The sequence below is a fragment of the Photorhabdus sp. RM323S genome (assembly GCF_042879375.1).
Classification (GTDB): domain Bacteria; phylum Pseudomonadota; class Gammaproteobacteria; order Enterobacterales; family Enterobacteriaceae; genus Photorhabdus; species Photorhabdus tasmaniensis.
Genome location: NZ_JBHFKZ010000010.1, coordinates 61,323 through 79,580, shown reverse-complemented (window position 1 = coordinate 79,580; position 18,258 = coordinate 61,323). Strand labels below are relative to the sequence as shown.

Below are 18,258 nucleotides of genomic sequence, written 5' to 3'. Positions count from 1 at the left end.
TTAAAACATGGCGTGGAATCAGCCCGGAAACAACGGACAAGACCGCGACCCGTGGGGGAGCAGCAAGAATAATAGCGGCAACTCCGGCGGGAACAAAGGTAGTCGAAACCGTGGGGCATCTGATCTCGACGATCTGTTCCGTAAGCTGAGTAGTAAACTCGGTGGTTTCGGTGGGAATAAGGGCGGTAATGGTTCTGACCAGGGGGCAAAGTTTGGCGGGCGTATTGTTAGCCTTGCTGTTGTCGCTGTTGTCGTGATCTGGGCCGCCAGTGGTTTCTATACGATTAAAGAAACAGAACGTGGTGTTGTTACCCGTTTGGGTAAATTGAGCCATATTGTGCAGCCAGGTTTGAACTGGAAACCAACGTTCATTGATGAAGTTGTTCCGGTTAACGTGGAATCTGTTCGTGAACTGGCAGCATCCGGTGTGATGTTGACTTCCGATGAAAACGTTGTTCGTGTGGAAATGAACGTTCAGTACCGTGTGACTAATCCAGCGGCTTACCTCTATAGCGTAACAAACCCTGATAACAGCCTGCGTCAGGCAACAGACAGCGCGGTTCGTGGTGTTATCGGCAAATACACTATGGATAAAATTTTGACTGAAGGCCGTACCATTGTACGTAGTGATACCCAGCGGGTACTGGAAGAAACAATTCGTCCATACAAAATGGGTATTACACTGCTGGATGTCAACTTCCAGACTGCCCGTCCACCGGAAGAAGTCAAAGCGTCGTTTGATGATGCGATTGCTGCCCGTGAAAATGAGCAGCAGTACATTCGTGAGGCGGAAGCTTACGCTAATGAAGTTCAGCCACGTGCAAATGGCCAGGCTCAACGATTAATCGAAGATGCCAAGGCTTATAAGGCGCGTGTGGTACTGGAAGCGCAGGGTGAAGTGGCGAGTTTTGCCAAGATGCTGCCTGAATATAAAGCAGCACCGGAAATTACCCGTGAGCGTCTGTATATTGAAACTATGGAAAAAGTACTGAGTAATACCCGCAAAGTTATTGCCAATGAGAACAGTAATAACCTGATGGTCCTGCCATTAGAGCAAATGTTCCGTAGCGATGCAGCCAGTGGTAAAACGGCCGTGGAAAGTCAGCTTGGTAATACAACGGTTTCCAGCCCGCGCGTTACTCGCCCAACAACACCCTCAAGTTCAAACCGGACAGTAGATTACAGTCGTACAGATAATCTGCGTAACGATACTGTCAGAGTAGGGAGACAATAATCATGCGTAAGTCATTCATTGTTATTATTGTCGCTGTACTGGTGGCTTTGTATACCTCAGTGTTTGTTGTGCATGAGGGGCAGCGTGGTATTGTTCTGCGTTTCAGTAAGGTTGCCCGTGACGCGGAAAATAAACCGATCGTTTATGCACCGGGTTTGCACTTTAAAGTGCCATTCGTTGAAACAGTGAAAACACTTGATGCTCGTATCCAGACTATGGATATTCAGGCGGACCGTTTCCTGACCAGTGAAAACAAAGACCTGATTGTTGATTCTTACCTGAAATGGCGCATTATCGACTTTAGCCGTTACTACCTGGCTACCGGTAATGGTGATATTTCTCAGGCTGAAGTTCTGCTAAAACGTAAGTTCAGTGACCGGTTGCGTTCTGAAATTGGTCGTCTGGATGTACGCGGCATTGTGACTGATTCCCGTGGTAAACTGACTACTGATGTTCGTGATGCCCTGAACAAAGGTACGACTGACGGCGAAGCAGCGGCTACCAGTGAAGCAGATGACGCTATTGCATCCGCTGCGGCTCGTGTAGCGAAAGAAACTGCGGGTAAACAACTGGCTATTAATCCGAACAGTATGGCTGCTCTGGGGATTGAGGTTGTTGATGTGCGTATCAAACAGATTAACCTGCCATTGGAAGTTTCAGAAGCTATTTTCCAGCGTATGCGGGCAGAGCGTGAAGCAGTAGCCCGTCGTCACCGCTCTCAGGGGCAGGAAGAAGCAGAGAAATTGCGCGCAACAGCGGATAAACAAGTGACTGAAACATTGGCAAGAGCGGAGCGTGAAGCCCGTACCTTACGGGGTTCCGGTGATGCAGAAGCCGCTAAACTGTTTGCTGATGCATTCAGCAAAGATCCTGACTTCTATGCCTTTATCCGTAGCTTACGCGCTTACGAGAAGAGCTTCAGTGAAGATGGGAAAGATGTTCTGGTGTTAAGCCCGGATACTGATTTCTTCCGTTATATGAAAGCACCTGAAAAACGTGCAGTTCAGCATTGATTGATGTTTGAATATCTAAGTAAGGCCCGCATCAGGCGGGCCTTGTCGTGTCAGGTGGTCAACAAAAATAACGGATGTGATAAAAATTACTGAAAGGTGCGGAATGAGATGTTAGAATCCATTTTTAAGCAACCGAGTGAATTTTTGAAATGGGTAAGAACGTTGTCGTATTGGGCACCCAATGGGGTGACGAGGGCAAGGGCAAGATCGTCGACTTGCTGACTGAACGAGCTAAGTATGTTGTTCGTTATCAAGGGGGCCATAATGCTGGTCATACACTGGTTATCAACGGTGAAAAAACCGTTCTCCACTTAATCCCGTCGGGGATCCTGCGTGAAAATGTTATCAGCATCATCGCAAACGGAGTCGTATTAGCACCGGACGCGCTGATGAAAGAGATGAACGCGTTAGAGTCCCGAGGTGTTCCTGTCCGCGAGCGTTTGCTCATTTCAGAAGCTTGTCCGCTTATTCTTCCGTACCATGTTGCGTTAGATAATGCCCGTGAAAAAGCACGTGGCGCAAAAGCAATTGGTACAACCGGCCGCGGTATCGGCCCTGCGTATGAAGACAAAGTTGCACGTCGTGGCCTGCGCGTTGGTGATTTGTTTGATAAAGAAGTATTTGCGGCCAAGCTGAAAGAAATTATCGAATATCATAACTTCCAACTGGTTAACTATTACCAGGAACCAGCGGTTGATTACCAGAAAACTCTGGACGAAATCATGGCTGTTGCCGATATTCTGACGGGTATGGTTGTTGACGTTTCTGACCTGTTGTATGAAGCAACTCAGAAAGGTGAGCTGGTTATGTTTGAAGGCGCACAAGGCACGCTGTTGGATATCGACCACGGTACCTATCCATACGTGACCTCTTCCAACACCACGGCGGGTGGCGTTGCAACAGGTTCCGGTCTAGGTCCACGCTATGTTGATTATGTCTTGGGGATTATCAAGGCTTACTCCACTCGTGTAGGTGCTGGCCCATTCCCAACTGAGCTGTTTGATGAAACTGGCAATTATCTGCGTGAAAAAGGCCAGGAGTTTGGTGCGACGACGGGGCGTAGCCGTCGTACTGGCTGGCTGGATATCATTGCTATCCGTCGCGCAGTACAAATCAACTCATTGTCAGGTTTCTGTATGACCAAACTGGACGTATTGGATGGTTTGAAAGAAGTCAAAATTTGTGTTGGTTACCGGATGCCTGATGGTCATGTGGTTGAAACAACGCCTCTGGCTGCGGATGACTGGGAAGGTATTGAACCTGTTTATGAGACTATGCCAGGCTGGGACGAAAGTACTTTTGGTGTGAAAGAACACAGTAAATTGCCTCAGGCGGCACTGAATTATATCAAACGTGTAGAAGAGCTGACCGGTGTTCCGGTTGATATTATTTCTACAGGCCCGGATCGTTCAGAAACGATGATTCTGCGTGATCCGTTTGATGCTTGATTGTGTCACATAATCAGGTAAAGCCGGGCTTTTCAGCCCGGTTTTTTGCTATTTATTATGGTCTTTTTTGCTAACTACCAGATGATTAACATGATTTTGGCCAATTCAAGGTATATAAATTGAACAAATACTTATTTTTTTAATTATATCTCATTATCCAGAGGTTGATGTGCAGTTAACGAGTTTTACAGATTATGGCTTGCGGGCGCTAATTTATATGGCTGTTTTACCGCAAAACCGGATGACCAGTATTTCTGAAGTCACTCGTGTTTATGGTGTTTCTCGTAACCACATGGTAAAAATTATTAACCAGTTGAGCCATTTAGGATTGGTGGATGCTGTTCGTGGTAAAAACGGCGGTATTCGTCTGGGTAAGCCAGCAAAGGATATTAGAATTGGTGATGTTGTTCGTGCTCTCGAGCCATTATCATTGGTTAACTGTAGTCAGGAATCTTGCCATATTACCTCTGCATGTCGCCTGAAAGTGGTATTAAGTCAGGCAGTAGAAACATTTTTGAATGAACTGGATAAGCATACTTTAGCTGATATGGTTGAAGATAATATCCCCCTTTATAAGCTGCTTCTGACCGAATGAAGAAATGGCGCAAACAGCCTGCTGATGACAACGGAGGAACCGCCATGTCACAAGATCCTTTTTTGGAACGTGAAGCAGAAAAATACGAATCTCCTATTCCAAGCCGCGAATACATCTTAGACATTATTTCTAAACACACTGCACCGGTAAGTCGCCAGGAACTGGCACAAGAGCTGAATCTGACTAACGATGAGGAGCTTGAAGCGTTACGTCGTCGTTTACGGGCGATGGAACGTGATGGTCAACTGGTTTTCACGCGCCGTCAATGTTACGCCTTGCCGGAAAAACTGGATTTATTGAAAGGCACAGTCATTGGTCACAGGGATGGTTATGGTTTCCTGCGGGTAGAAGGCCACAAAGACGATTTTTATCTCTCTGCCGAGCAGTTAAAAATGGCTATTCATGGTGATGTTGTGTTGGCGCAGCAATTACCTTCCGATCGCAAAGGGCGTAGTGAAGCGCGCATTGTCCGTGTATTGGAACCCAAGACCAGCCAGATTGTTGGCCGCTATTTTATTGACTCCGGCATGGGTTTTGTTGTGCCGGATGATAGTCGTTTGAGCTTTGATATCCTGATCCCGAAAGATGAAAATAGTGGTGCCCGCATGGGTAACGTCGTTGTCGTCGAGTTGACTACACGCCCGGCGCGCCGTACAAAAGCTGTTGGTAAAATAGTTGAAGTGCTGGGTGAAAAGATGGGAACAAACATGGCAGTGGAAATTGCCCTGCGTACTCATGAAATTCCGCACAGTTGGCCTCCACAGGTAGAAAACCAAGTGGCCTCCCTGGATGAGCAGGTGCCGGAATCTGCGAAAAAAGGCCGCGTTGATCTACGTGATTTGCCATTGGTGACAATCGATGGTGAAGATGCTCGTGACTTTGATGATGCCGTTTATTGTGAAAGAAAGCGAAGTGGCGGTTGGCGTTTATGGGTTGCTATTGCTGATGTCAGTTACTATGTCCGCCCACAAACGGCATTGGATACAGAAGCACGCAACCGGAGTAACTCAGTTTACTTTCCATCTCAGGTTGTTCCCATGTTACCTGAAGTGCTTTCCAACGGCCTCTGTTCTCTGAATCCGCAGGTTGACCGCCTTTGTATGGTGTGTGAGATGACGGTTTCAGAGCAGGGAAAATTGTCATCTTATAAATTTTACGAAGCAGTAATGAATTCTCACGCACGCCTGACATATACCAAAGTATGGCGTATGTTGCAGGGTGATGAAGAACTGCGTGAGCACTATAAACCGTTGGTTCAGCATATTGAACATTTACATGAGCTTTATCAGGCGTTGGAAAATGCCCGTGAACAGCGTGGTGCTATCTCCTTTGAGTCAGAGGAGGCGAAGTTTATCTTTAACGCTGAACGCCGTATTGAGCGAATTGAACCGGTTGCCCGCAATGATGCTCATAAGCTGATTGAAGAGTGTATGATTCTGGCGAATATTGCGGCTGCGCGTTTCGTGGAGAAAAACAGCGAGCCGGTGCTTTACCGCATTCATGATCGGCCAAGAGAAGAGAGCATTGTTAATCTGCGCTCTGTTTTCGGCGAATTGGGGTTAACTCTGCCAGGTGGTATGCAACCAACACCAAAAGATTATGCGCAACTGATGCATCAAGTGGCTGAACGTCCGGATCATGAGTTATTGCAAACTATGTTGCTGCGTTCAATGAAACAGGCAATTTATGATCCGGAAAACCGTGGTCATTTCGGTCTGTCATTGAATTCTTATGCGCACTTTACCTCACCTATCCGCCGTTATCCTGATTTGGCACTGCATCGAGCGATTAAATATCTGCTGGTGGAACAACAAGGTGTTGCTGAACAATGTGGGACACCGACAGGTGGATGGCACAGCGATATGGAGCATATGCTGCAACTGGGCCAACATTGCTCAATGGCAGAGCGCCGTGCCGATGAAGCAACAAGAGACGTCGCCGATTGGCTTAAGTGTGACTTTATGCAGGATCAGGTGGGTAATACCTTTACCGGCATTATCACGAGTGTGACCGGTTTCGGCTTCTTTGTTCGCTTAAATGATCTGTTTATTGACGGTTTGGTACATGTTTCTACATTGAATAATGATTATTATCATTTCGATAATGTTGGTCAGCGTTTAATTGGTGAGTTTTCTGGTAAAACTTTCCGGCTGGGAGATGAAGTTGAAATCCGTGTGGAAGCTGTCCATATGGATGAGCGTAATATTGATTTTAAACTGCTCTCCATTAGTCGGGAAGCCCGAAATATCGGTAAGACAGCGCGTGACAGGGCGAAAAAAGCAGAACCTGGCCGTAGAAACAGTAAGAAAGGGCGTAGTTATAGCAAAGAGGCTAACTTTGAACCCGATGGCGCTTTCCGTAAAAAGAAATCTGTGGATAAGCCTAAAGGAGATAAGAAAAAGGGTAAGAACCTTTCAGCCAAAACACAGAAAATTGCTGCTAAATTCAAAGCTAAACGGGCTAAGAAAAGCGCAGATAAATAATCAAAGGGCTATCCTGTTTTTTCAGGGTAGCCTGAATATTTTAGTCTCTTGAATACATTGAGCCTGATGGATGGGTTCATGGTATGACAGTGAAAATAAGAAGATTATGAGTGAAATTATCTACGGTATTCATGCCGTTAAAGCTTTATTGGAGCGCGACCCTCAGCGTTTTATGGAAGTTTATGTACTGAAAGGGCGTGAAGACCGCCGTCTGATGCCATTGATTAATGAACTGGAAAATATCGGGATGACTATCCAACTGGCAAATCGTCAGTGGTTGGATAATCAAACGGAAGGTGCTGTACATCAGGGGATTATTGCTAAAGTAAAGCCAGGTCGTCAGTATCAGGAAAACGACTTGCCAGATTTGCTGGCACAAATGGAAACTCCTTTCTTGCTAGTGCTTGATGGTGTGACAGATCCACATAATCTGGGGGCTTGTCTGCGCAGTGCTGATGCAGCAGGTGTACATGCTGTCATTGTACCCCGTGACCGTTCCGCCCAGCTTAATGCCACTGCGAAGAAAGTGGCATGTGGAGCCGCGGAGAGCGTACCGCTTGTTCGAGTCACCAACCTTGCCCGTACTTTGCGTTTGTTACAGGAACACAATATTTGGGTGGTGGGTACAGCAGGAGAAGCTGACCATACGCTACATCAGAGTAAACTAACCGGCCCGATGGCGCTGGTGATGGGGGCTGAAGGGGAAGGTATGCGTCGTCTGACCCGCGAACACTGTGATGAGTTGATTAGTATTCCAATGGCGGGTTCGGTCTCATCCCTGAATGTGTCTGTTGCAACGGGGATTTGCCTGTTTGAAGCAGTGCGTCAGCGGAGTTCGCAGTAACCCATAACATAAAGCATTACCCGCTCCTTGAGTTTTTTATATGGGGCGGGTATAGTTACGCGTCAATTTTTCAGCCGCACTTAAACAAGTTCCTTGCCTCCATGGGCCGCGGTTGACCCTGACAGGAGGCTGAATAATCCGTAAGGAGCAATTCTAATGCGTCATTACGAAATCGTTTTTATGGTCCATCCTGACCAAAGCGAACAGGTTCCGGGCATGATCGAGCGTTACAGTGCGACTATCGCTAACGCGCAAGGTCAGATTCACCGTCTGGAAGACTGGGGCCGCCGTCAACTGGCTTATCCGATCAACAAACTGCACAAAGCTCATTACGTTCTGATGAACGTTGAAGCGCCGCAGGAAGTGATTGATGAGCTGGAAACTAACTTCCGCTTCAACGATGCCGTTATCCGCAGCATGATTATGCGCGTTAAGCACGCGGTAACTGAAGCATCTCCAATGGTTAAAGCCAAAGATGAGCGTCGCAGCCGCGATTACTCTATGGAAGACGCCGGCGTTGATGCTGAAGAAGCTGGGGATTCTGAAGAGTAATAACTGTGACAACTAATCGTTTGGTGCTTTCTGGCACAGTGTGCAAAGCCCCCATTCGAAAAATCAGTCCTACCGGTATCCCTCATTGCCAGTTTGTACTTGAGCATCGCTCACAGCAGCAGGAAGCCGGTCTGAGCAGGCAAGCATGGTGCAGAATGCCCGTTATTGCCAGCGGACAATTGTTACAAGTTTTAACTCACAGTATAACGGTCGGCAGTCGATTAACCGTTTCAGGATTCATTAGTTGCCATCAAGGTCGCAATGGTCTGAACAAACTGGTTCTTCATGCCGAGCAGATTGAATTGATAGATTCTGGAGACTAGCCAAATGGCACGTTATTTCCGTCGTCGCAAGTTCTGCCGTTTCACCGCGGAAGGTGTTCAAGAGATTGATTATAAAGACATCGCTACGCTGAAAAACTACATCACCGAGAGTGGTAAAATTGTACCAAGCCGTATTACTGGCACCCGTGCAAAATACCAGCGTCAGCTCGCTCGTGCTATCAAGCGCGCGCGCTACCTGTCTTTGTTGCCTTACACTGATCGTCATCAGTAATCGGCACAGTCCATTAACGACTCTGAGAGGATAAGGTAATGCAAATTATTCTGCTTGATAAAGTAGCAAACCTGGGTAGCCTGGGTGATCAAGTTAACGTTAAAGCGGGTTATGCCCGTAACTACTTAGTACCACAGGGCAAAGCTGTTCCTGCGACTAAGAAAAACATCGAATTCTTCGAAGCTCGCCGCGCTGAACTGGAAGCCAAACTGGCTGACGTTCTGGCAGCAGCGCAAGCTCGTGCTGAGAAAATCAGCGCACTGGGTTCCGTTACTATCGCTTCTAAAGCGGGTGACGAAGGTAAACTGTTCGGTTCTATCGGTACCCGCGATATTGCTGATGCAGTGACTGCCGCAGGTGTTGAAGTATCTAAAAGTGAAGTTCGTCTGCCTAACGGTGTTCTGCGTACTACTGGTGAACATGAAGTTAACTTCCAGGTACACAGCGACGTATTCGCGAAATTGAACGTTAACATTGTTGCTGAAGCTTAATCTCTGATTAACTGATGCTAACAAGTAAAAAACGCTGGCATTGCCAGCGTTTTTTATTGTTTTAACCCACTATTGTTTCGTTAATCTATATAATTTTCGTGGGTAATTTATATTAAACTGAACATTAATCTGACTTATTTTCCATTTTTTGTCTTTTGGTTTGTTTTTATTATTGGTTTTCTATGGTGAAAATACCACTAGTTATCATATTGTTATCTATAAATAATTGATTTCATGTTTTTCACTATCTAATAATATGGCCTTGATAATTTCATTTTGATGGGCGATCTTTTATCAGCTATTTTGATATATTTTCTTATAGATCTGGTTAATTGCATATATTATTATTTTATAATAATTTAAAAATATATTCTTATATAATCACTGTTATTTGTAATAATAATTTATTTTATCTAATTTTATATAAGAATATGGGGAATTAATGATTCATATTCTTATTATTAAATAATAATATCAAAAAGTTATATGGATTTTTCTGTATATAACTGTCAGAGTTGACAGTAGACTTTTAAGTGTAAATTTATAATTATCAGTTGTATTGATTAATCATTGAGTGAGAGCATAAATAAATTGGCTTATTTTTAATAGGAGTTAAATTACTCCTGTAATTATTTATAAAATAGGTAATTTCATCAATGGATTAATAGATATATTAAATATAAAAGCACTTTATTTGTTAATAAAAATACCTCGTTATCACTGTATGTTCTTCACATTGACTAAAAAATGAGAGATAAAACGGATATGAAGCTAGGTAAAAATATATTACAAACTATAGGTAATACCCCTGTGGTTATGTTGGATGGAAAATATACTAAAGGTGTTAATGTTTTTCTGAAAATGGAGAATATTAACCCCGGTGGGAGTATTAAAGACCGTATTGCCGTCGCCATGCTGGAAAGGGCGGAAGCCCAGGGAGAATTGAGACCAGGAATGGTAGTTATTGAACCATCATCGGGTAATACTGCGATTGGTTTGGCAATGGCGTGTGCTGTTAAGGGTTACCGGTTTATTGCTGTTTTAGACCGCATGGTGCCGATAGCGAAACGCGATAAAATCAGAGCATTTGGCGCAGAAATTATTTTCTTGCCAGAATTTGAAGCTGGAGTGGATACTGTCAAATATCGTATTGATTTAACCAAAGAGATCATAAAAGCTTATCCGAATGCGTTCAGTCCCATGCAATTTGAAAACCAGGTTAATCCTGATGAACATTATCATTCCACAGGGCGTGAGTTGTATGAAACCTTTGGCGATAATTTGACGGCTTGTTTTTCTACGGCAGGAAGTTGTGGAACCCTTACAGGGATTTCTCGTTATCTGAAAGAAAAAAATCCACAAGTACGAATTTATGGTGTTGAACCTGCTGGATCGATTATTTTCGGTGGAGAGCCAGGAAAATATCTGGTGCAGGGTGCGGGGTTGGCATTTATACCAATTATTCTCGATTGCAGCAATATCGATTTTACCTTGAAAGTGGCAGATATTGACGCATTCCGTACGGCAAGAAAATTAGCCAGAAATGAAGGTATTCTGATTGGTGGGACGGGAGCCTGTGCAGTTAGTGCGGCACTGGATCTCTTGGATGATTTTAAACCTGGAGATAATATCGTTGTCATTATTCCTGATAGTGGAGAGCGTTATATAGACACGATTTATAACAATACCTGGCTATTTGAAAATAATTTCTCAGAACTCATTGAAGAAAGTACGACAGAGTCTGGGTTAGAAGAAATTATTATAAGCATGGGGTGCACGCTAAATGAATTCTGATAGTGTTTTGGTGATTTACTATAATCGCCGCTATAATCCTCTTATCATAAGAAGTCTTAAATCTGAGTTTAAAGAGGTTATTGCTCTTTATATTGATGAGGGACAAGTAAGAGACATTGAAGATATTGAATTGGAATGCATGGTTGCGGGTGCTGATAAGTTTATTTATAAAGATTATCGAACGCAATTTGCTGAAAAATTTCTTTCAAAAGCAATCAAAGCCAACGCTATTTATCAAAATGGCTATTATCTCAGTGCTGCACTTTCCCGGCCCGCAATTGCTGAAGCCGCAGTTGAAGTAGCAAGTGCACTCAATATTAATTATATTGCGCACCAATTCAGAGGTAATGATCAAGCCAGAATGGATATGAATATAGAAATTCTTGATAAAATTCCTATTTCTTCGTTGAGAGATTTTAAATACGATGAAAATATCGTAAATAATTATGCTGCCCAATATGGTATTCCTCAAGAATTTGGTTGTAATAATCCCTATTCTACCAGTGAAAATATATGGGGATTAAGTATCGAGTGTGGCCCATTGGAAGAACCGGAAACATTGATTCCTGAGGATGTCAAAGAGAAATTATTTGAGCGGGCACTATTGGCCACTGAGCCAATATCTTTATCATTAGGTTTTGAAAATGGTATACCTCTATTGCTTGATGGCGAAAAAAAATCATTAAATGAAATCATTGAAATATTAAATGAAATTGGTAAAAATCTATCAATTGGTATTTTTGATATTGTTGAAGATGGCATTGTAGGTTTGAAAACGCGAGCAATTTATCAATCACCTGCTGCACATATCTTAATTACCGCTCATCGTGATTTGGAACTTTACTGTAGTAATCGTAATGAAAACTGGTTTAAAGAAATAATTGATAAAAAATGGGCTGAACTAGTTTATTCCGGGCTTTGGTATGATCCATTATTTACTCATTTGAACCAATTTATTGATAGTATGAATCAGCATGTCAATGGTGAGGTCAAACTTGAATTAGGTTATAAATATATCAATGTTTGCTCCCGTTCTTCAAAGAGCAGCATTTATGATCATAATTTGGCGATATATAAATGTGGTCATTTATATAGTCAAAATGATGCAAATGGATTCGCAAAAATATTTAATATTCATACTAATCAAAGTGTTAAATCCAGAATGAGGAAAATATTATGATTAAAGAATTATTAATGTGTAAACCTGATTTTTACGATATTGAATACGTTATTAATGACTGGATGGATCCTAATAACAAAGTGAATAAGAGATTAGCACAACAACAGTGGGATTTTCTTTATGAACGATTGATTGAAAGAGGTATTAATATTCGCACTATCGATCCTGTCAATGGTTTGCCTGATATGACTTTTTCAGGAGATAGTGGCATGGTGCATAATAATAAGTTTCTTTCCAGTAATTTCCGGCACGCTGAACGTCAGGGCGAAAGTCAGTATTATATAGACTATATGGAAAATCTGGGTTATGAGATACATCGCGTTGAGGAAGATATCTATTTTGAAGGGCTGGGAGATGTTATCTATTGGGATAATGACATCATATTTGGTTATGGTCCTCGATCAGATAAAGAAGCAATAAATACAATTCAGAAAGTATATCCGGAGCTTAAAGTCAAAGGAGAACTTCATATTCAGGATAACACTTTCTTCCATGTGGCTTTGGCATTTTCATTTATTGACAAAGATACTGTTATTTATTATCCGGAGGCATTTACTAAAGAAAGTCAGGATTATATCTCTAAAACCTTTGAACGAAGGATCCCAATATCAGAGCATGATGCCAAAGAGTTATTTGTCTGTAATAATATCCCAATAGGAAAAGATATTTTTATGCATGATTGTTCTATTGAGGTTGAACGACAATTAAATAATTATGGCTATCATGTTGTTAAATGTGATATGGGTGAATTCTTAAAGAGTGGTGGTAGCTTGCGCTGCTTGGTATTAAAAATAAACTAACTATAGTGAGAGGATAATAAGTCATGTATATCTTAGGTATAAATTCTGTTTATCATGAATCAGCAGTTTGTTTATTAAAGGATGGAGAAACTATTTTTTCCATTGAAGAAGAGCGGTTAAATAGAAAAAAACACGGAAAGCCAGCAAATATTGATAATCCTGATGAACTGCCATTGGCTTCAATTGAAGTTGCATTAGACTTTGCTGGTATTAAATTGGAAGATGTGAGTCATATAGGGTTTTCTATCGATCCGATAGAACGAAGAAAGTCAGTCTTTATTGATGAAATTAAGAATGAAGGCAGTTGGGGAAGTGTTTCGGGTGAGTCAGTTTTCTATCGTAAAACGACCTCAGTGCCCGAAATTTTGCAGTCGATGGGATTTCGTGGTCAATTTCATTGGGTGCCTCATCATACAGCTCATGCGGCATCGGCTTATTTTGTCTCGTCATTTGATAAAGCGTTAACGTTATCACTTGATGGTGTTGGAGAAGATAATACTGCTGGAATATATCTGGGCAATGGCAATAGCATAGAAAAAATTAAAACCATTGAATATCCTAATTCAATCGGTTTTATGTGGGAGAAATTGGCAGAATTCTTGGGTTTCTCTGTATACGATGCTTGCAAAGTGATGGGGATGTCTGCTTATGGAACGCATGAAGGTTTTATGCCGGCATTCAAACAATTAGTCAAGATTTATGATAAAGGTGAGTTTACTATCGATAATACTATTCTCAATTTCCGCAGTGAAGATTTTTCTAAATTGGAATCTTTGTTTGGCATTGAGAAAAGAGTTCCTGGTGGAGAAGTTGCACAGGAATATTATGATATTGCCGCCTCTCTTCAGGAAATAACTGATGAGATAGTTTTAAATATGGCTCGTTATCATTTACAGAAAACAGCAACGAATAAGCTCTGTCTTGCTGGTGGCGTTGCATTAAATTGCATAACAAATAAACGGTTGTATGAAGAGTTGGATATTGAAGATATCTTTGTGCAACCTGCCGCGCATGATGCGGGTACTGCTACAGGTGCTGCGTTATTTATTTGGCATCAGATTCTTGGCAATGAGCAACGTTATCCTTTGCCTCACACTTATTGGGGGGTTGAATATAGTGATGATGATTACCAGCGTAGTTTGAGTGAGTATGGCTTGGATTGGACATATGAAGAAAATATTCATGAGGTCGTCGCAGGCTTACTGGCTGAAAATAATGTGATTGGTTGGTTCCAGGGGCGGATGGAATTTGGGCCCAGGGCTCTGGGTAATCGTAGTTTGCTGGCAGATCCGAGAAATAAAGATATCCGGGACTTAATGAATCGTAAAATTAAGCATCGTGAAATGTTCAGGCCATTTGCGCCGAGTGTATTGCGTCAGCATGTCGCTGATTGGTTCCACGTTCGGAAAGAATTACCTGAAGCTGCAAAATATATGCTGTTGGCGATGGATGCTAAAGTCGATAAAGCATCGCAAATTCCAGCCGTCGTTCACGCAGATGGCACTGCCAGAGTTCAGGTTGTAGATAGTGAATCAAATTCAGGTTATGCTCGGTTGATTGAGGAATTTTATCGGAAAACAGGTGTTCCTTTGTTGCTGAATACCTCTTATAACGATAGTGAACCGATTGTTTGTTCACCTGAGGATGCTATTAAAACTTTCATGAAGACAAATATTGATTATTTAGTTTTGGGGAATTATTTGATTAAATCGATTCATTAAATTTTGCGTAGTAGAAGTCTATCCCAGTAGGCATAATTGATAAAATCAGTTTGAGTATTGCCCAGACTCAATTTGATAAATAAAATAGCCTAATGGGATAGACAATAAGGTTGGGGTAATACTAATGATACACAGGATCATACTGGCCCGCTTTTTTTCTGTTTTTTCAGAGGCATTTGTTATGTTTGCTGTGCCTGTATTAGTGTATACCTCAACTAATAGTGCTTCACTTTCATCTTTTGCTTTTGGGCTTGAACGGTTATTCAGAGTCATTTCACTCCCTATTTCTGGTTGGATGGGTGATAGGATGCATACATTGGTTATGTTATTCCTGAGTGATGTTCTACGCTCATTGGTTTGTTTATTCCTTTTTATTCTTTCATTTATATATTCCGATAATAATATTGTATATATCATTATTCCTCTCTCATGTGTTTTATCTTTTTTTAGTGGCGCGGGATATGTCAACCTCGAAGGTTTCGTCTCTAAAAACATTAATGCAATAGAGTTACCTTCTGTTAACTCTCGTTTGCAATTTGTTGAACAGTTTACCTATATCGCAGCCCCGGCAGTTGTTGGTGTACTGGTTTATAAATTCAGTGTTTATGCCGTATTTGCGTTTGCTTTTTTTCCTTTCCTGATTAGCAGCTTCATATGGTTTCAGCTACAAAGGAAAAATCAGATTGCAGAGCATGCGAATAGAGAAGGTTATAATCTGCCTGCGATTTTTAAATTCTTGATGGGAAATCCATCGCTGCTACGGGTTATTAGCCTGACATTTCTGATGAATGTGATGCAAGGGGCTATCTTATCAACGGCTGTTTATGTTATTACCAGTATTTTTTCGCAATCGGAAGAGAGTTATGCCCGGCTTTTGGCTTATGCAGGGGTGGTGAATTGTTGTGTCTTCTTTGTTGCTCCGAAATTATGCCGTATTTTTGATGTGCGTATCGTTGGTGTGACGGCTTTTCTTATTGCGTTATGTGGTCTGACATTATTCGCTACCGGTCCGTTATTTGTTATTTATACGTTGGGTTTCTTGCTGGTCATTGGTTCGGAAGGTTGTTTCAATCTTTTTTCTCGCTCTTATCGGGCAAGCCTTATTCCGAAGAAGAATTTTTCTCAGTATCTCGGTGTTGTGCTTGTTTTGAATCAGGTAGCGACACCTTTAACTAGTTTCATTTGTGCTAATTTGCTGAACTATTTTTCCTACAATAGTATTTATTTGATATTCTCTGTATTTGTTTTATTAATGTTCGTCATTATTAATCCTTATCGTTCACTTAAATTCAATTTGCATAATAGTTAATAATGGAGGAAATATGAGTTCGAGAAAATACTTGTTAGTACTTGATTATCTTCCGGCAAGACTGAATGAAATAGTTAATATTCGTGACTATATTCAATATAATTATTCCCTTGAATTAGTGATTATTAGTGATATGTTGTCCGGTGAAGAGAAAAATATTACCCCATTTGTCTATCATATACCTGTACGGACAGAAAGTTATGTTGATCAAGTAATAGGTGTTCTTTCTGAACTTGATATGACATGTGCCGCTATTCTTCCCTTTATGGATGCGGTATCCGGGTATGCTGCTGTTATAGCCAAGAAACTGAATGTTTATGGTGATGATCCTGAATTAAGCTTCGCCGGTATTGAGAAATCTCAGTTCCGTCAACAAGAAACACGTATATTACCACTGCTTGCGGCCCAACATATTAAAACCCCTCGATACAGTTTCATTAATAATATTAATGAACTGGAAGCGTTTTATGACTCTGTTCCGTATGGTGTGGTTATTAAACCTAATTGTGGCCGGGCAAATTTCGGTGTAGTGGCGATTAAAGATAGGAATAAAATCCCAACTGCTTTTGCTCAATCTGTTGAGCAGTCTGGTGGCAACCCAATTCTTGCAGAGGAATTTATTACTTTCGATACAGAATATTCGTACGATGGTATTGGTTGTATGGCTTTTTTAACGCAAAAAGTCTCTCAGAAAGGTGAATATCCTGTTGAAATAGGGCAAATAGTTCCCGCGCAATGTGATGGAAGAAATGCTATTGCATTACATAAAGCAGGGCAAGCAATTAACCTGATTTCAGGGCAGACTCTCGGCGCATTCCATAATGAGATTAAACAAGATAGTAAAACGGGGGAAACTTTCCTGGTTGAAACTAACCGTAGACCAGCCGGTATGCGTATTTGGGATATGGCTAATCGGGTATATGGTATAAGCTTACAGGAAATTTGGGTTGATCATTTAGTTAAAGGATTTAGTGATCGAATGATATTACCCGAAGCGAAGGGGAGAGCATTTTTGATTAATTTGCTAGCGGGTAAAGACGGAAAAATTAATGATAAATTTAGTAAAACAGAGGTAAATAGATTATTGTTAGTATCTATTGATAATATCCTGAGGAAATTACATTATGATATTATTTCAATAAAAATTAATTTAGACAAAAATTCGCTGGTTTACGAAACACCAAAGAGCAATAATGATTTCTGTGGTTATGTTTGTGTGCATATTAATGACGAGCATATCAAATGTGGATCCCTGATGAATGAAATTAATGACGCCTGGAGAGATATTTTGAAAAATTATATTTTGTAATTTCAGTGATTAGAGCCTCATTTTGGCTCTAATTGTTATATAATCAGGTTATATGCTATTGCTTTAGCAACCGCTGCGACTTTATTGGGAACAACTAATTTCTCCATAACATTATTGATATGGAAATTGACTGTTCTTGTTGAGATTTCCAGTATATTGGCTATTTCAGCCGAAGTTTTTCCTTCACAAGTCCATCGTATTACTTCGACTTCTCTCGTGGATAGTGTTGGGACAATTATTTTATCCTTTTTATTCTTTAATTTATTGAATGTTTCCACGCATTCATTTGCCAATATGCCTAACATGCCTGCTTTATTAAGTATCTCATTGTGAGAAATAGCACCTTTTTTTCTAGCGACTGAAAAAATTGATCTTTCTCCATGAGAGCCTTTTATTTTAATTGAGAGACTATTTTGAACTTCGTCTATATTTGATTTTTTAATCATAAAATCAGCGTTTTTTGATATTTTTTCATTGCAAATTGAAGGGATGGAGAAAGTATAATCACCATTCATTAATTGGTCGCTGTCGTGATTGTTATTTTGATTATAATTGTTCGCAGTTTCTATATTTAAATTGGTTATTAGAACATATTTCTTTATCGTGAATGGGTATTTTTCTTCCTGGTAAATTGAGTAAAATTCAAAATCCAGATAATTTATCGCGTTTAATAATTTCTCTTCTAATTCCGGCATAGTCTTGGATTTCTGAATTTCTGATAAAATCTCATTAAATGATGTATTCATAAGATTTTCCTCATTGTATAATATTAGCAGTAGAATTAATTCTATATCAATAATATTTTATTCATATAATCAATTGGAAGTAAAAATATTTTAAAAAATTTATTTGTATTATAACCTTTAAGAAATGAATATGCCACTTAGAGTTATATCGATTACTGAGTCTTATATATTACGGCGAGACGTA

Annotated in this window: 17 protein-coding genes; 16 read left to right on the top strand and 1 reads right to left on the bottom strand. The window is 41.0% G+C overall.

Features of this window, described 5'->3' with window-relative positions; genetic code table 11:
* Positions 1–7 precede the first annotated feature (7 nt).
* The 16 genes from hflK (at position 8) to ACGF7G_RS07120 (ending at position 17,328) form a co-directional block, all read left to right on the top strand.
* Positions 8–1,234: an FtsH protease activity modulator HflK gene (gene hflK / locus ACGF7G_RS07195; RefSeq protein WP_133813866.1), complete on the top strand. Its 1,227-nt coding sequence runs from the start codon at positions 8–10 to the stop codon at positions 1,232–1,234.
* A gap of 2 nt (positions 1,235–1,236) precedes the next feature.
* Positions 1,237–2,247, top strand: coding sequence for a protease modulator HflC (hflC, locus tag ACGF7G_RS07190; RefSeq protein WP_387464450.1), 1,011 nt, complete (start codon positions 1,237–1,239; stop codon positions 2,245–2,247).
* A gap of 149 nt (positions 2,248–2,396) precedes the next feature.
* Positions 2,397–3,695: an adenylosuccinate synthase gene (locus tag ACGF7G_RS07185; protein WP_387464449.1), complete on the top strand. Its 1,299-nt coding sequence runs from the start codon at positions 2,397–2,399 to the stop codon at positions 3,693–3,695.
* A gap of 169 nt (positions 3,696–3,864) precedes the next feature.
* Positions 3,865–4,290, top strand: coding sequence for a nitric oxide-sensing transcriptional repressor NsrR (gene nsrR / locus ACGF7G_RS07180; protein ID WP_387464448.1), 426 nt, complete (start codon positions 3,865–3,867; stop codon positions 4,288–4,290).
* A gap of 44 nt (positions 4,291–4,334) precedes the next feature.
* Complete coding sequence (gene rnr / locus ACGF7G_RS07175) at positions 4,335–6,773, top strand: ribonuclease R (protein ID WP_387464446.1); 2,439 nt, start codon at positions 4,335–4,337, stop codon at positions 6,771–6,773.
* Positions 6,774–6,879: 106 nt separating this feature from the next.
* A complete protein-coding gene (gene rlmB / locus ACGF7G_RS07170) occupies positions 6,880–7,617 on the top strand; it encodes a 23S rRNA (guanosine(2251)-2'-O)-methyltransferase RlmB (RefSeq protein ID WP_133814255.1) in 738 nt (245 codons plus the stop codon).
* Between the two features lie 156 nt (positions 7,618–7,773).
* Positions 7,774–8,169, top strand: a complete 396-nt coding sequence (gene rpsF / locus ACGF7G_RS07165) for a 30S ribosomal protein S6 (protein WP_021322929.1) — start codon at positions 7,774–7,776, stop codon at positions 8,167–8,169.
* A gap of 5 nt (positions 8,170–8,174) precedes the next feature.
* Positions 8,175–8,492, top strand: a complete 318-nt coding sequence (gene priB / locus ACGF7G_RS07160) for a primosomal replication protein N (protein WP_133813860.1) — start codon at positions 8,175–8,177, stop codon at positions 8,490–8,492.
* A 4-nt stretch (positions 8,493–8,496) separates the two neighbouring features.
* Positions 8,497–8,724, top strand: a complete 228-nt coding sequence (gene rpsR / locus ACGF7G_RS07155; protein WP_000135199.1) for a 30S ribosomal protein S18 — start codon at positions 8,497–8,499, stop codon at positions 8,722–8,724.
* A gap of 38 nt (positions 8,725–8,762) precedes the next feature.
* Positions 8,763–9,215, top strand: a complete 453-nt coding sequence (gene rplI / locus ACGF7G_RS07150) for a 50S ribosomal protein L9 (protein ID WP_387464443.1) — start codon at positions 8,763–8,765, stop codon at positions 9,213–9,215.
* A 747-nt stretch (positions 9,216–9,962) separates the two neighbouring features.
* Positions 9,963–11,009 carry a PLP-dependent cysteine synthase family protein gene (locus tag ACGF7G_RS07145; RefSeq protein WP_387464442.1) on the top strand — a complete coding sequence of 349 codons (1,047 nt, stop codon included), beginning with the start codon at positions 9,963–9,965 and terminating at the stop codon, positions 11,007–11,009.
* Entirely contained in the window at positions 10,999–12,189 is a 1,191-nt protein-coding gene (argG, locus tag ACGF7G_RS07140; RefSeq protein WP_387464441.1) for an argininosuccinate synthase, read from the top strand. The genes ACGF7G_RS07145 and argG overlap by 11 nt, the downstream gene beginning before the upstream one ends.
* Complete coding sequence (locus ACGF7G_RS07135; RefSeq protein WP_133813857.1) at positions 12,186–12,989, top strand: dimethylarginine dimethylaminohydrolase family protein; 804 nt, start codon at positions 12,186–12,188, stop codon at positions 12,987–12,989. The genes argG and ACGF7G_RS07135 overlap by 4 nt, the downstream gene beginning before the upstream one ends.
* Positions 12,990–13,012: 23 nt before the next feature.
* The gene (locus tag ACGF7G_RS07130; protein ID WP_387464440.1) at positions 13,013–14,710 is read left to right on the top strand and encodes a carbamoyltransferase; all 1,698 of its coding nucleotides are present in this window, start codon (positions 13,013–13,015) and stop codon (positions 14,708–14,710) included.
* A gap of 124 nt (positions 14,711–14,834) precedes the next feature.
* Positions 14,835–16,019 carry an MFS transporter gene (locus tag ACGF7G_RS07125; RefSeq protein ID WP_387464439.1) on the top strand — a complete coding sequence of 395 codons (1,185 nt, stop codon included), beginning with the start codon at positions 14,835–14,837 and terminating at the stop codon, positions 16,017–16,019.
* A gap of 13 nt (positions 16,020–16,032) precedes the next feature.
* On the top strand, positions 16,033–17,328 hold the full coding sequence (locus ACGF7G_RS07120; RefSeq protein WP_387464438.1) for an acetyl-CoA carboxylase biotin carboxylase subunit family protein: 1,296 nt from the start codon (positions 16,033–16,035) through the stop codon (positions 17,326–17,328).
* Positions 17,329–17,363: 35 nt separating this feature from the next.
* Here the strand turns inward: ACGF7G_RS07120 and ACGF7G_RS07115 are convergent, their stop codons facing one another.
* Positions 17,364–18,074, bottom strand: coding sequence for a helix-turn-helix transcriptional regulator (locus ACGF7G_RS07115; protein WP_387464437.1), 711 nt, complete (start codon positions 18,072–18,074; stop codon positions 17,364–17,366).
* Positions 18,075–18,258: the final 184 nt, after the last annotated feature.

Bases quoted from the DNA above. Each gene is read 5' to 3' on its own strand.
- hflK (WP_133813866.1), top strand. From the start codon at position 8: ATGGCGTGGAATCAGCCCGGAAACAACGGACAAGACCGCGACCCGTGG.
- hflC (WP_387464450.1), top strand. From the start codon at position 1,237: ATGCGTAAGTCATTCATTGTTATTATTGTCGCTGTACTGGTGGCTTTG.
- ACGF7G_RS07185 (WP_387464449.1), top strand. From the start codon at position 2,397: ATGGGTAAGAACGTTGTCGTATTGGGCACCCAATGGGGTGACGAGGGC.
- rnr (WP_387464446.1), top strand. From the start codon at position 4,335: ATGTCACAAGATCCTTTTTTGGAACGTGAAGCAGAAAAATACGAATCT.
- rlmB (WP_133814255.1), top strand. From the start codon at position 6,880: ATGAGTGAAATTATCTACGGTATTCATGCCGTTAAAGCTTTATTGGAG.
- rpsF (WP_021322929.1), top strand. From the start codon at position 7,774: ATGCGTCATTACGAAATCGTTTTTATGGTCCATCCTGACCAAAGCGAA.
- rpsR (WP_000135199.1), top strand. From the start codon at position 8,497: ATGGCACGTTATTTCCGTCGTCGCAAGTTCTGCCGTTTCACCGCGGAA.
- rplI (WP_387464443.1), top strand. From the start codon at position 8,763: ATGCAAATTATTCTGCTTGATAAAGTAGCAAACCTGGGTAGCCTGGGT.
- ACGF7G_RS07145 (WP_387464442.1), top strand. From the start codon at position 9,963: ATGAGAGATAAAACGGATATGAAGCTAGGTAAAAATATATTACAAACT.
- argG (WP_387464441.1), top strand. From the start codon at position 10,999: ATGAATTCTGATAGTGTTTTGGTGATTTACTATAATCGCCGCTATAAT.
- ACGF7G_RS07135 (WP_133813857.1), top strand. From the start codon at position 12,186: ATGATTAAAGAATTATTAATGTGTAAACCTGATTTTTACGATATTGAA.
- ACGF7G_RS07130 (WP_387464440.1), top strand. From the start codon at position 13,013: ATGTATATCTTAGGTATAAATTCTGTTTATCATGAATCAGCAGTTTGT.
- ACGF7G_RS07125 (WP_387464439.1), top strand. From the start codon at position 14,835: ATGATACACAGGATCATACTGGCCCGCTTTTTTTCTGTTTTTTCAGAG.
- ACGF7G_RS07120 (WP_387464438.1), top strand. From the start codon at position 16,033: ATGAGTTCGAGAAAATACTTGTTAGTACTTGATTATCTTCCGGCAAGA.
- ACGF7G_RS07115 (WP_387464437.1), bottom strand. From the start codon at position 18,074: ATGAATACATCATTTAATGAGATTTTATCAGAAATTCAGAAATCCAAG.